General features: G+C 53.1%; 10 protein-coding genes. 6 read left to right on the top strand and 4 right to left on the bottom strand.

The annotated features are described in order from the left end of the window. Window positions 1-16: 16 nt before the first annotated feature. Entirely contained in the window at window positions 17-763 is a 747-nt protein-coding gene (gene cysQ / locus IV433_RS09045) for a 3'(2'),5'-bisphosphate nucleotidase CysQ (protein WP_195813582.1), read from the top strand. A 36-nt stretch (window positions 764-799) separates the two neighbouring features. Here the strand turns inward: cysQ and IV433_RS09040 are convergent, their stop codons facing one another. Next, the gene (locus tag IV433_RS09040; protein ID WP_195813583.1) at window positions 800-1357 is read right to left on the bottom strand and encodes a YtfJ family protein; all 558 of its coding nucleotides are present in this window, start codon (window positions 1355-1357) and stop codon (window positions 800-802) included. A gap of 311 nt (window positions 1358-1668) precedes the next feature. Here IV433_RS09040 and IV433_RS09035 point away from each other — a divergent pair, with 311 nt between their 5' ends. Then, window positions 1669-1875, top strand: a complete 207-nt coding sequence (locus IV433_RS09035) for a DUF1107 domain-containing protein (protein WP_013573785.1) — start codon at window positions 1669-1671, stop codon at window positions 1873-1875. 105 nt (window positions 1876-1980) lie between these two features. Here IV433_RS09035 and IV433_RS09030 read toward each other — a convergent pair whose 3' ends face one another. Together IV433_RS09030 and msrA are read right to left on the bottom strand one after the other, a co-directional pair. After that, window positions 1981-3330 (bottom strand): hemolysin family protein, encoded by a 1350-nt coding sequence (locus IV433_RS09030; RefSeq protein WP_152325310.1) that lies wholly within the window; start codon window positions 3328-3330, stop codon window positions 1981-1983. A gap of 228 nt (window positions 3331-3558) precedes the next feature. After that, window positions 3559-4197 carry a peptide-methionine (S)-S-oxide reductase MsrA gene (msrA, locus tag IV433_RS09025; RefSeq protein ID WP_195813584.1) on the bottom strand — a complete coding sequence of 213 codons (639 nt, stop codon included), beginning with the start codon at window positions 4195-4197 and terminating at the stop codon, window positions 3559-3561. A gap of 325 nt (window positions 4198-4522) precedes the next feature. Here msrA and tamA point away from each other — a divergent pair, with 325 nt between their 5' ends. The 3 genes from tamA to IV433_RS09010 are packed head-to-tail and all read left to right on the top strand — an operon-like array spanning window position 4523 to window position 10399. Further along, the gene (gene tamA, locus IV433_RS09020; protein WP_229893307.1) at window positions 4523-6202 is read left to right on the top strand and encodes an autotransporter assembly complex protein TamA; all 1680 of its coding nucleotides are present in this window, start codon (window positions 4523-4525) and stop codon (window positions 6200-6202) included. Next, window positions 6199-10014, top strand: coding sequence for an autotransporter assembly complex protein TamB (tamB, locus tag IV433_RS09015; RefSeq protein ID WP_195813585.1), 3816 nt, complete (start codon window positions 6199-6201; stop codon window positions 10012-10014). The genes tamA and tamB overlap by 4 nt, the downstream gene beginning before the upstream one ends. Window positions 10015-10045: 31 nt before the next feature. After that, entirely contained in the window at window positions 10046-10399 is a 354-nt protein-coding gene (locus tag IV433_RS09010) for a gamma-glutamylcyclotransferase family protein (RefSeq protein WP_104923512.1), read from the top strand. Between the two features lie 101 nt (window positions 10400-10500). Here IV433_RS09010 and ppa read toward each other — a convergent pair whose 3' ends face one another. Further along, window positions 10501-11031 carry an inorganic diphosphatase gene (gene ppa / locus IV433_RS09005; protein ID WP_152325307.1) on the bottom strand — a complete coding sequence of 177 codons (531 nt, stop codon included), beginning with the start codon at window positions 11029-11031 and terminating at the stop codon, window positions 10501-10503. Between the two features lie 316 nt (window positions 11032-11347). Between ppa and IV433_RS09000 the strand changes: the two genes are divergently transcribed. Next, window positions 11348-12919 carry a methyl-accepting chemotaxis protein gene (locus tag IV433_RS09000; RefSeq protein WP_195813586.1) on the top strand — a complete coding sequence of 524 codons (1572 nt, stop codon included), beginning with the start codon at window positions 11348-11350 and terminating at the stop codon, window positions 12917-12919. The last annotated feature ends 119 nt before the right edge of the window (window positions 12920-13038 follow it).

Here is a 13038-nt window from a genome sequence, read left to right as displayed (position 1 = left end):
AGCATTGAGGTAAAAGATGTTAGAGCAAATTTGTCAGTTAGCGCGCGAGGCGGGCGATGCCATTATGGCAGTCTATGATGGCGAGCAGCCGCTCGATGCGCGTCATAAAAAAGATGATTCACCGGTCACGGCGGCTGACATTGCGGCGCATAACGTGATTAAGGCCGGTTTGCAAAAGCTGGATCCGCAAACGCCGATGTTGTCGGAAGAGGATCCGCAAAGCTGGAGCGAGCGTCAGACATGGACGCGTTACTGGCTGGTCGATCCGCTGGACGGCACCAAAGAATTTCTGAAGCGTAACGGTGAATTCACTGTGAATATCGCGCTGATCGAAGACGGTGTTCCGGTGCTGGGCGTGGTGTATGTGCCGGTAACCCAGGTGATGTACAGCGCAGCCGAAGGCAAGGCGTGGAAGGAAGATCAGGGCGAACGCCGGCAGATTCAGGTGCTCGAAGCGCATCCGCCGCTGGTGGTTGTGAGCCGCTCACATTTCAGTAATGACCCGGAATTGCAGGATTATCTGGCGCAGCTGGGCGAACATCAAACCGTGGCTATTGGCTCATCGCTGAAATTCTGTCTGGTGGCTGAAGGTTCTGCGCAGCTTTATCCGCGCTTCGGGCCGACCAATATTTGGGATACTGGCGCCGGGCACGCCGTGGCGCTGGCCGCCGGTGCGCAGGTGCATGACTGGAAAGGGCAGACGCTGACGTATACACCGCGTGAGTCTTTCCTGAATCCGGGCTTCCGGGTTTCTCTCTTCTGATATTAAAACCCCGGTTTCACGCCGGGGTTTTCTTTATTACGCTTTCACCAGCTGATCCACCAGCGTAATCACCTGCTGCACTTCCTGCGGCGTCAGTTGCCCGTCTTTGGCAAATTTGATCACGCCATTTTTATCCAGCACGACGACCGCCGAACTTTCCGGTTGCAGCTCCCATGCTTTTTTCACCGCTCCGTTGCTGTCGACAATCACCTGTGACCACGGGAATTCACGCTTGCCGCTTTCAATGCTTTTACGCACGAACAGGCCTGTGCCGATGATTGCGTCATCAGTGTTAACGATAGTGGTGGTCTGGTAACGATCGTGCGGCAAATTTGCGGCGCGGATGGCGCTGATCAGCGGTTCATTGAGCGCTTTGGCGCTGCTTCTGCCCGCCATGTGCTGCACGATGCGGACTTTGCCCGGCAATTTCGCGCTGTTCCATTTGCTGTAGCTAAACTGGTCATTGACATCATTAAGCTCGCCTTTATCGTCTACACCGACGGGAGCCACGCGCTGCCCGACAGTGAAATTGTGGGCGGATGCAAAAAGCGAAAATGTCATAAAAGTGATCACTAAAAGACTTCTTAAAAGCATAGATTCTCCGGGGCGCAAAAGAACAGTCCACTCCATCATAGGATCGCCCAAGTGGTCTGTCCTGTTGGGTTGTTAAATTTGTGTTGCTGGTTACAAAATTGCCACATAAAGCAGGGTTATACTGCCATTTAGCGTCAAGACTTAAGACAATACTGAAAAGCAATGTAAAAGCAGTTAAATACACTGGCAATACCTGACTGCCCTGCTATGTTATAGGTCTCTTCACTGCAATCGACCTTTTTCTGCCCCAGTATCTGTCGCCTTGCGACGTGGCTGGTGCATGCAGTGATTTAACGGAGAAAAGTAGAAAAATGAGAATCTTCCAGCGTTACAATCCGATGAAAGTCGCAAAGTACGTCAAGACACTGTTTCGTGGGCGTTTGTATATTAAAGACGTCGGCGCGTTCGAGTTTGACCAAGGCAAAATTCTGTTGCCAAAGGTCCGGGATAAGCGCCATTTCAGCGTGATGTCTGAAGTTAACCGCCAGGTGACGCACCTGCAGGCGGAAATGGGCTGACAGCCCTGCGGGTTGTCGCTGCCGCCTTTTGCGAGCAGCTTGCGCAAACAATAACGGCCCCTTTTGGGGCCGTTTGTCTTTCCGGAGAACAAAGAACGAATGGCGCTACGCCTGTGCTTTCTTCTCGTCTTTAATTTCCTGCGGCGTTTTTGGCAGCAGCGGAGCAGCAGGCTGATCGATAATCCGGGTCACCAGCAGCTGATCAATTTTGTAGCTATCGATATCCACGACTTCAAATTTATAACCGGCAAATTTCACGAAATCCGTACGCTTTGGAATTTTACGCAACATGAACATCATGAAGCCGCCGATGGTTTCATAATTGCCGGACTGCGGGAATTCTTCGATATGCAGCACGCGCATGACATCTTCAATTGGTGTACCGCCTTCAATCAGCCATGAATGCTCATCACGGGCCACAATCTGTTCTTCCATGCCCTGGCCCACAAGGTCGCCCATCAGCGTCGTCATCACGTCATTGAGGGTGATAATGCCCACCACCAGCGCGTATTCGTTGAGGATCACCGCGAAATCTTCGCCTGCCGCTTTGAAGCTTTCCAGCGCTTCGGAAAGCGTCAGGGTATCCGGCACAATCAGCGCATTACGGATTTGCACGCCGCTGCTCAGCATCAGGCTCTGATTGCCCAGCACGCGGTTCAGTAAATCTTTGGAATCGACGTAGCCGACGACCTGATCGATATGACCATCGCAGACCAGGAATTTGGAATGCGGATGCGTGGCGATTTTCTCTTTAATACTTTCTTCGCTTTCGCGCAGGTCAAAATAGATCACGCTTTCACGCGAGGTCATGGACGACGGAACGGTACGCGATTCGAGTTCAAATACGTTTTCAATCAGCTCATGTTCCTGTTTACGCAGCACACCAGCCAGCGCACCAGCTTCAAACACGGCATAAATGTCGTCAGTCGTAATGTCGTCATTACGCACCATCGGCAGTTTGAACAGACGGAAAATCATGTTCGCCATGCCGTTAAAGAACCAGACCATCGGGCGGCAAATCATCAGACAGAAACGCATCGGGTTGACTATACGGACGGCAACCGACTCAGGTGAAATCATACCGATGCGCTTCGGCGTAAGGTCAGCAAACAGAATAAACAGGCTGGTGACCAGTGCGAATGAGCAGATGAAACTGATTTGATCCGCCAGTTCAGGCGACATAAAGCGAACAAAGAAAGTCTGGAAAGCGGGGGAGAACGCGGCATCGCCGACGATACCACCGAGAATGGCGACGGCATTCAGGCCGATCTGAACCACCGTAAAGAACAGGCCAGGGGTTTCCTGTAATTTCATTACGCGTGCGGCATTGACGTCTCCTTCGTCTGCCAACTGTTTAAGTTTAATTTTGCGGGAAGCCGCCAGCGATATCTCTGACAGCGAGAAAAATGCACTGATCGCGATGAGTAAAAGAATCAGTAAAATACTGTTTAACATAATCTATCCGTTTAACACCGGGGTAAACCGGCAGGGAAAGGCTCTCATTATTTTTGTTGCTTAAAAGAACATCTTTTTAAATGAAGCCGTAAAAAGCAGTTCATAAGAAAAAAGCGTAAGGATGAAAAACAAAGATAATTGCCAGAAATAGTTTTAAAGGGCCACATTTGTGACCCGCATAGTATAGCAGCAGCACTGAGACTGCCGCCAGCGCTTAAAAATCCCGCATTATTGCGGCGGTAAACAGACGCCGATGCCGCCTAATCCGCAATAGCCTTCCGGGTTTTTATACAGATATTGCTGATGATCGTCTTCTGCATAATAAAACGGCAGGGCTTCGGCAATTTCCGTGGTGATGGTGCGCTTATCGTTCGCGTCATCCATCGCCTGCTGGAAGCTCGCCAGACTGGCCAGCGCCTGATCCTGCTGGTCTGCGCTCAGCACATACAAAGCAGAGCGATATTGTGTCCCGATATCGCCGCCCTGACGCATTCCCTGAGCCGGATCGTGATTCTCCCAGAAAATTTGCAGCAGCTTCGCGTAGCTGATAACCGCCGGATCAAACACCACGCGGACAACTTCGGCGTGGCCGGTCTGGCCGGTACACACTTCGCGGTAAGTCGGGTTCGGTGTGAAACCGCCGCTGTAACCGGAGGCTGTGCTGTAAACCCCATCCTGTTGCCAGAATAAACGCTCAACGCCCCAGAAACAGCCCATCGCAAAGATGGCGACTTCCATATTATCAGGCACATGCGTCATTGAATGACCGTTTACTGCGTGAATCGTTGCAACCGGCATCGGGGTTGTACGGCCAGGTAACGCATCCTCATGACTGACGGGCTGCGCTTTATCGGAAAGTTGCACCACGGAAAACTCCAGTTGTTGCTTTAATGAACAAGGTTTGTAACAAAAGGTCTTAGTGAATATCAGTGACCAACAGGCCACTCTTAGTTGTATCTGATTGCGTCTTTGCACACAATACGGGGAACGTTGCTTCGTCGTTGAACATTTTCAGGGGATTAGCACTAAAATGCTGTCATCTGACTTTGGAAAGATGAATCTGCCAGAAACGAGCAGAACTACCCCGACGGGTAACGAATTTTTTAACAGGAAAGCAAAATTAGCAGGAGTGCGTGTGCCACGATATCGTGAACTGGGTTTGTTATGTGTACTGCTGGCCCCCTCACTCTCCATGGCAGCGAAAGTGCGTTTGCAGCTGGAAGGCCTGGATGGCGATTTGGAAAGGAACGTTCGCGTTCGCTTATCTTCAATTCAAAGTGATGAAGTCGGGGCTAACGGGCGGTTTCGCGCGCGTGTCAGCGCCGCCATTGAGCAGGGATTGCGGCCATTAGGCTATTATTCGCCAACAATCGATTTCGATTACCGCGAAACCCCTCCGCCGGGCCGCCCGGTATTGATTGCCAAAGTGACGCCGGGTACGCCGGTAAAAATCGCTGGCACGAATGTCGTCATTGAAGGGCAGGCGGCCAAAGATGATGAGTTTGAGAAACTGAAGAAAGAGCAGGTTCCTGCGGTAGGCACCATTCTGAACCACGGCACCTACGACAGTTTTAAAAGTTCTCTGACCGGCGAGGCCGTGCGCAAAGGGTACTTCGATGCCAATATGCGCAAAAGCCAGCTGGGCGTGATTGAAGATGAGCACAAAGCGTTCTGGGATATCCAGTTCGACAGCGGTGACCGCTATCGCTTTGGCGGCGTTCATTATCAGGGCTCGCAAATCCGCGATGAATATCTGCAAAATCTGGTGCCATTTAAGCCGGGTGATTATTACACGTCTGCGCAACTGGCCGAGCTTAACCGCCGCCTGTCCGCTACCGGCTGGTTTAACTCAGTCGTTGTGTCACCAGATTTTACTGATGCCAAAGCCACAAAAACGCTGCCGCTGAATGCGCTGGTGTCACCGCGTACCGAAAATACGATCGAAACCGGTGTCGGCTTTTCCACGGATATCGGTCCTCGTCTGACGGCTAACTGGAAAAAACCGTGGGTTAACGATCGTGGTCAGAGCTTTGAAACCTCCACGACGCTTTCCGGCCCTGAACAGTCGCTGGATCTCAGCTATAAAATCCCGCTGCTGAAATCGCCGCTCGAACAGTATTACCTGGTTCAGGGCGGCTTCAAACGTGAAGACCTGAACGACACCAACTCCGATTCCACCACGGTGAATCTGGCCCGTTACTGGGATTTGTCCAGCGGCTGGCAGCACGCTGTTAACCTGCGCTGGAGCCTCGACCACTTTACCCAAGGCAGCGTCACTAACACGACGATGCTGATTTATCCGGGTGTGAGCCTGAACCGTACGCGTCAGCGCGGCGGACTGATGCCGACCTGGGGCGATTCCCAACGTTATTCTCTGGATGTCTCGGACACTACCTGGGGCTCGGACGTCGATTTCGCCGTGATTCAGGCACAGAACGTCTGGATCCGCACGCTGGCCGAAAAACATCGTTTCGTATTCCGCGGCAATCTGGGCTGGATTGAAACCAACGACTTCGAGCGCGTGCCGCCGTCCCTGCGATTCTTCGCCGGTGGCGACCGCAGCATTCGTGGTTACAAATACAAATCCATTTCCCCGCGCGATGATGACGGCAAACTGACGGGCGCCTCGTATCTGGGCACCGGTTCGGTGGAATATCAGTACAACGTGACCGGAAAATGGTGGGGCGCGGTGTTTGTCGATTCCGGCGAAGCGGTGAACGACATCACGCAAAATGATTTCAAAACCGGTGCGGGCGTAGGCGTGCGCTGGGCTTCACCGATCGGCCCGGTGAAATTAGACGTTGCCGCCCCCGTTGGCGACAAAGATGAGCATGGATTGCAGTTCTACATCGGTTTAGGTCCGGAATTATGAGTTTATTTAAGAAAATCTGCCTGGGTTTCCTGATCTTCCTGCTGCTGATCATCAGTCTGGTGGCGTTTTTAGTCGGTACGCAAACCGGTCTGCATCTGATGATCAATGGCGCGAACCGCTTCGTGCCGGGGCTGAATATCGCCAGCACGGAAGGCGGATGGCGCGATCTGACCCTTCAAGGCGTGCATTACGAAATGCCGGGTGTTGACGTGAAAGCGGGAGAATTCCATCTTTCGCTCGATTTTTCGTGCCTGAAAAACAGCGCGCTGTGCGTGAACGCGCTCCGCGTGAAAGACGTCAATGTGGTGGTGAACACCAAAGAAATGACGCCGGCGGCAGAGCAACCTCAGCCAGAAAACAGCGAGCCGCTGACCAATCTCAGCACGCCGTATCCGATTACGCTGCGCGTGCTGACGCTGGATAATATCAACGTGACGCTCGATGACCGGGCGATTTCTCTGGCGTCATTCCGCACCGGCGCGCACTGGGAAGGGCGGGCGATTCAGCTGATGCCAACGCACATCGGCGGGTTGCTGATTGCCTTGCCGAAAACGCCGGTCAATCCGTTACCGGAAGTTGTTCAGGCGGCGCAGGACAAAGCGGTCGAAAAGGCCACCGGAAAACCGGCAGAACCTGCCGTTGTCGTACCTGAAAAGCCACTGGGTGAAACCTTACAGGAGCTGTTTGCCAAACCGCTGCTGCCTGAATTACCGGATTTCCGTCTGCCGGTCGATCTCGATATTCAGCAAATTCTCGGTGAAAACCTGCGACTGACCGGTGACACCGATGTGCTCATCACCCGTTTCGAACTGAAAGCCAGTACGCAAAATCAGATCGTTAAGCTCGATAAATTGCAGGTGCGGTCGCCACAGGGTTCGCTGGACGGCATCGGGCAGGCAACGCTGAATCAAAACTGGCCGGTGGATATGACGGTCAACACCGCCGTGAATCTCGATCCGCTCAAAGGCGAGAAGATCAAACTCAAAATCGCCGGTGGTCTGCGCGACAAACTCGATGTTGGGCTGAACCTTTCCGGCCCGGTACGTGCTCAGCTGGCGTTGCAGACTCAGCTGGCGGAAGCCGGACTGCCGCTGGATCTGAAACTCAGCAGCGATGCATTGCAGTGGCCACTGACCGGCACGCCGCAGTATCAGGTGAAAGGCTTCAAACTGAATTTCAGCGGCAAAGCGACGGATTATGCGCTTTCGCTGCGTTCTGATTTTAAAGGCGATCAGATCCCGCCCGCCACGCTGACCGTTGACGGTAAAGGGAACGTGGAGCAATTCAAACTGACCTTGCTGCGCCTGGCGGCTCTGGAAGGGAATACAGACCTGACCGGCGTGGTCGACTGGAGCAAAGCAATAAGCTGGAACAGCGAACTGAAACTGACGGGGATTAACACCGCCAGACAGTGGCCGGACTGGCCTGCGAAGTTGCAGGGTAAAATTACCACGCGCGGCAGCCTGTATGGCGGCACGTGGCAGATGCAGGTTCCGGTGCTGGATCTGACCGGCAACGTCAAACAAAACGCAGTCAAAGCGCAGGGCAACGTACGCGGAAACAGCTACGGCCAGTGGGATATTCCACAGCTGCACCTTGAGCTGGGTCGCAATAATCTGGACGTGAAAGGCAAGCTCAGCGACACCTGGAATCTGGATGCCAAAGTAGATGCGCCGCATCTTGATGGCGCATTGCCGGGGCTGGGCGGCGTGGTGAAAGGGATGCTGCAACTGCGCGGTGATCTGAAAGCGCCGAAGTTGCTGGCCGATCTGACTGCCACCGGCCTGAAATGGCAGGCGCTGACGGTGCGTCGCGTGGATGTGAAGGGCGACGTCAGTTCTACCGATCAGATTCAGGGCAATCTTGCCGTGCGCGTCCAGCAGCTTAAACAGGATGCGCTGGATATTTCGGATATCAATCTGGAAGCCAAAGGCAATGAAAAGCAGCATCAGCTGACGCTGAAAGTGGAGGGCAAACCGGTCTCGGGGCGCCTGGCGCTGACCGGCAGTTTTGACCGGGCAACCGAAGAATGGAAAGGCAATATCAACAATACGTCGTTTGATACGCCGGTCGGGCAATGGCGTCTGAACCGTTCTATCGCGCTGGATTATTTCAATAAAGAGCAGCGGATCACCGTCGGGCCACACTGCTGGCAGAATCCTAATGCAGATCTGTGTGTACCGAAAACCATTGATGCCGGTGCCAGCGGGCAGGCCAGCGTGGTGCTGAACCGCTTTGATCTGGCGATGATCAAACCTTTCCTCACTGACGATACGCAACTGAACGGGACATTCAGCGGCAAAGCCGACGTGAGCTGGAAAGCCGAAGGCGGTCTGCCGCAGGCCAGCGTTTCGCTGGTGGGCAAAGGCGTCAAAGTGCAGCAACTGGTGCAGGGGAATCCGCTGCCGGTCGCGTTCGATACGCTGAACCTGAATGCCGGGCTGAACAATGGGCGGGCAAATCTCGACTGGCTGATCAAAATTGCCAACAACGGCCAGCTCGACGGCAATATCCAGATCGCCGATCCGCAAGGGAAACGTAATCTCAGCGGGAACGTGAATATTGCCCGTATTTCTATGGCATTGCTGCAACCCGCACTGATGGATGGCGAGAAAGCCTCCGGCATCCTGAATGCGAATCTGCGGTTGGGCGGTGATGCGCAAAAACCGCAGGTCTTCGGCAAACTGGCGCTGACTGGCGTCGATTTCGACGGGCAATTTATGCCGTTCGATATCACGGATGCCAATATCAACATCAACTTCAACGGCATGTCGTCGATTATGGAAGGCGTCATCAAAACCGCTCAGGGTCAGCTGGAGCTGAACGGTAACGCCGACTGGAGCGAAATCAACGCCTGGCGCGCCCGTATTGCCGCGCGCGGGAATAAAGTCCGCGTTTCGGTTCCGCCGATGGTGCGGCTGGATGTTTCGCCGGACCTGGTGTTTGACGCCACGCCGCAATTGTTCTCCCTCAACGGCACCGTCGATATTCCGTGGGCGCGCATTACCGTGCAGGAACTGCCGGAAAGCGCCGTGGGCGTTTCGTCGGATGAAGTGATGCTTAACGATCAGCGCCAGCCGATCGCGCCGGTTTCGGCTTCGATTCCTATCAACAGCAATCTGATGGTCAATATCGGCCCGGATGTGCGTCTGGACGCGTTTGGCCTGAAAGCGCGTCTGGAAGGCGCGCTGAAAGTGGCGCAGGACAGTCGCGGGTTAGGTCTGAACGGGCAAATTAATATTCCGTCCGGGCGTTTCCATGCGTACGGTCAGGACTTAATTGTGCGCAAAGGTCAGCTGTTATTCTCCGGACCGGCGGACCAGCCACTGCTGAATCTGGAAGCCATCCGTAACCCTGAAGCGACAGAAAATGACGTTGTGGCCGGTTTACGCGTTACCGGCGAGGCTGATGCACCTAAACTTGAAATATTCTCAGATCCGGCGATGTCGCAGCAGGAAGCCTTGTCCTACCTGCTTCGCGGGCAAGGATTAGACAATTCTGGCGGTGACAGCGGCGCAATGACCTCAGCTCTTATCGGGTTAGGGGTTGCGCAAAGTGGTAAACTTGTGGGTAAAATCGGCGAGGCATTTGGCGTCAGCAATCTGGCGCTGGATACTCAGGGCGTGGGAGACAGTTCTCAGGTCGTGGTCAGTGGCTATGTTTTACCGGGTTTACAGGTGAAATATGGTGTCGGGATATTTGACTCGCTGGCAACCCTGACATTGCGCTATCGGTTGATGCCGAAGCTTTACCTGCAGGCTGTATCGGGCATCGATCAGGCATTGGATTTGCTCTATCAGTTTGAGTTTTAATTCATGTGACTTTTACTATACGAATATAAACATGCGAATAATTGTTTACGGTAGTCTGCGACGCAAGCAAGGCAACAGTCATTGGATGACGAATGCTCAATGGTTGGGTGACCATGAGCTGGAAGGGTATGCGCTTTATAATCTGGGGCATTACCCGGCAGTCATTCCAGGGGACGGGAAGGTCTATTGCGAAGTTTACCGCATTAACTCGTCAATCATGGCTGAGTTGGATGAGCTGAAAAGTAATACGAAAGATTATCGTCGCGAGCTGATCTCGACGCCTTACGGCAGTGCCTGGATTTACCTCTACATTCGCTCACTGGATGGTGTGCCGAGAATTGAGGGTGGCGACTGGGTGAAGCGTAACGAACCGGTCAGCGAGTAATCTGAGAAAGGTCGTCAGAAATAGTCGTTGCTAGCCAACGCGTTATACATAAAAAAACACCGTCCAGTGGACGGTGTTTTTTTTCGTGTCGCAGAAAACAATTACTTGTTTTTAGCGCGCTCGAAGGAGCTCACGATTTCAGCTTTTGCAGCAGCGGCGTCAGCCCAACCTTCAACTTTCACCCATTTGCCTTTTTCCAGCGCTTTGTATTGCTCGAAGAAGTGAGTGATCTGGCCGCGCAGAAGCTCTGGCAGGTCGTTCACATCTTTGATGTGATCGTATTCTTTGCTCAGTTTGGTGTGCGGAACCGCAACAACTTTCGCATCTTCACCAGATTCGTCAGTCATTTTCAGAACGCCAACCGGACGGCAGCGGATCACAGAACCTGGTTGCAGCGGGTATGGTGTTGGAACCAGTACGTCAACCGGGTCGCCGTCCAGAGACAGGGTGTGGTTGATGTAACCGTAGTTCGCAGGGTAGAACATTGCAGTAGACATGAAACGGTCTACGAACAGTGCACCAGTGTCTTTATCAACTTCGTATTTGATAGGATCCGCGTTTGCCGGGATTTCGATAACAACGTAGATATCTTCTGGCAGTTCTTTGCCTGCCGGCACGTTCAGTAAGCTCATTGTTGGTTTCCTTCATTGAACCAGGAATAGAGTGCCGCACATTATAGCCAACTCTCCCGTGATTTCCCGCCCTTTTCGTCGTATCGCCTTTGCCTAATTGCCGGCATGACCTGCTGCTGAAGATCGGCAAAATCTCCAGAATCGGCAGTAAAATTTACGCATGCGCCTCTTTGCCGTGTAACTGCCTGTTTTTGCTTTTCTTATCAAGAGATTCGATGGATTGCCGATAACAATATTCATACAAAAAATCAGGCAAACCTGATCCCTACCTCATTCGCAGTTTCTCCTTTTCACCTGAATAGCTGGATAACACCGTATGTTGAATAAGTTGAGCGTAAAAGCCGGTCTGATTGGCTTACTGGTCGTGATGACGTTGATTTTGTTGCTGGTGAGTGTCCTTGGCGCCAATGCCATCCGGCAAAGTGCCACTTCACTACAGAAAATTAACCAGCTTCAGGGAGATGAACTGGGATCGCTGGCAGACAGCTACAGTTTTTCGCTGCGCACGCGTGTTGCCAGCGGTGTTGCGGTTCGTCAGCTTGAAATCGGTATGATGGACGACGCCAAATCCACCACCGACCGGATTGCCGGATACATCAAACAGGCCGATGCAGACCTGACGAAATTCAACGGTATTCAGGATGACACCGTGCGAGGCCGCGAATTATCGGCGGCGGTCAGTAAAAGCTACGAGGCGTATAAGGCTAACGGCCTGGTGCCACTTCTGGCTGCGCTCCAGGCGCAAAGCGCCGACGGTTATTACGACGTACTGGAAAATAAAATCACGCCTTACAGTAATGCTTACGACAAAGCGCTGGCCGATTTCCGGGCGTATGCCACGGATAACACGGCCCAAAGAATTGCACAGGCACGCACAAATGCCCGCATTCAGGTGACCGTGATTGTTGTCGGTTTCCTTATCGCTCTGGCGATTGCGCTGATCGCCTGGTTCGCCCTGCAAAAAATTATTATGCATCCGCTGAATTTCTCTATCGCACAGCTCGAATTTATTGCCAAAGGCGATCTGACGCATGAAATCGATGATTCACGTAATAATGAAATGGGACGTCTGCTGAAGGCCATGAAACAAATGCAGGATTCGCTGGTGCTCTCGGTCGGGCGCGTCCGCGATGCCGGGAATCAGATTGATGTCGGCTCCCGCGAACTGGCCGCCGGTAACGTTCATCTGGCGCAACGCACGGAAGAATCCGCCGCCTCTCTTGAAGAAACCGCCGCCAGTATGGAACAGCTGACATCAACGGTGCGCATGAACGCGGCAAATTCCGAGCAGGCTAATCAGCTGGCGCAAAGCGTATCCGTGATTGCCGATAAAGGCAGCGAAGTTGTGCATCAAGTGATGGATAAAATGCAGGGTATTACCGACAGTTCGAAACGTATCGGTGACATTATCAGCGTGATTGACGGCATTGCGTTCCAGACCAACATTCTGGCACTGAATGCCGCAGTGGAAGCTGCCCGCGCCGGTGAGCAGGGGCGCGGTTTCGCGGTGGTGGCCGGTGAAGTTCGCAGTCTGGCGCAGCGCAGTGCGCAATCCGCCCGCGAAATCAAAGAGCTGATCGGTGATTCAGAAAGCCGCGTGTCGGAAGGTTCGGCGATGGTGAAATCTGCGGCGGATACGATGGTTGAGATTTCCAGCGAAGTGACGCGGGTGACCAGCCTGATGCGCGAAATTTCCATCGCAACTACTGAGCAAACGCACGGCATCGAACAGGTGAATGTGGCGATTACGCAGATGGATCAGGTTGCGCAGCAGAATGCGGCATTGGTCGAGCAGGCCACGGCGGCCACGCGTTCTCTGGAAGAGCAGGCACAGCTGCTGGCGGAAAGCATGGCAGTGTTTAAGCTGAACCGCGCTGAGCATTACTAATACGTTGAATCTGAAGTGGAAGGTAATAAAAAGGTGGCTTTTAAAAGCCACCTTTTTTGCGTTTGGGAAACGCTAAGTTACAGAGGTATCACGTTCATTCTTTGATGATTTTTGAGTCG

It is taken from the genome of Rahnella laticis, assembly GCF_015644585.1.
Lineage (GTDB): Bacteria > Pseudomonadota > Gammaproteobacteria > Enterobacterales > Enterobacteriaceae > Rahnella > Rahnella laticis.
The sequence above is the reverse complement of the archived record's forward strand: the minus strand, read 5'-3'. Positions and strand labels throughout refer to the sequence as shown.

What these genes read in the sequence shown, in the direction of transcription:
- tamA (WP_229893307.1), top strand. Translation starts at nt 4,523, where the DNA reads ATGGCAGCGAAAGTGCGTTTGCAGCTGGAAGGCCTGGATGGCGATTTG.
- IV433_RS09010 (WP_104923512.1), top strand. Translation starts at nt 10,046, where the DNA reads ATGCGAATAATTGTTTACGGTAGTCTGCGACGCAAGCAAGGCAACAGT.
- cysQ (WP_195813582.1), top strand. Translation starts at nt 17, where the DNA reads ATGTTAGAGCAAATTTGTCAGTTAGCGCGCGAGGCGGGCGATGCCATT.
- IV433_RS09040 (WP_195813583.1), bottom strand. Translation starts at nt 1,357, where the DNA reads ATGCTTTTAAGAAGTCTTTTAGTGATCACTTTTATGACATTTTCGCTT.
- IV433_RS09035 (WP_013573785.1), top strand. Translation starts at nt 1,669, where the DNA reads ATGAGAATCTTCCAGCGTTACAATCCGATGAAAGTCGCAAAGTACGTC.
- IV433_RS09000 (WP_195813586.1), top strand. Translation starts at nt 11,348, where the DNA reads ATGTTGAATAAGTTGAGCGTAAAAGCCGGTCTGATTGGCTTACTGGTC.
- tamB (WP_195813585.1), top strand. Translation starts at nt 6,199, where the DNA reads ATGAGTTTATTTAAGAAAATCTGCCTGGGTTTCCTGATCTTCCTGCTG.
- ppa (WP_152325307.1), bottom strand. Translation starts at nt 11,031, where the DNA reads ATGAGCTTACTGAACGTGCCGGCAGGCAAAGAACTGCCAGAAGATATC.
- IV433_RS09030 (WP_152325310.1), bottom strand. Translation starts at nt 3,330, where the DNA reads ATGTTAAACAGTATTTTACTGATTCTTTTACTCATCGCGATCAGTGCA.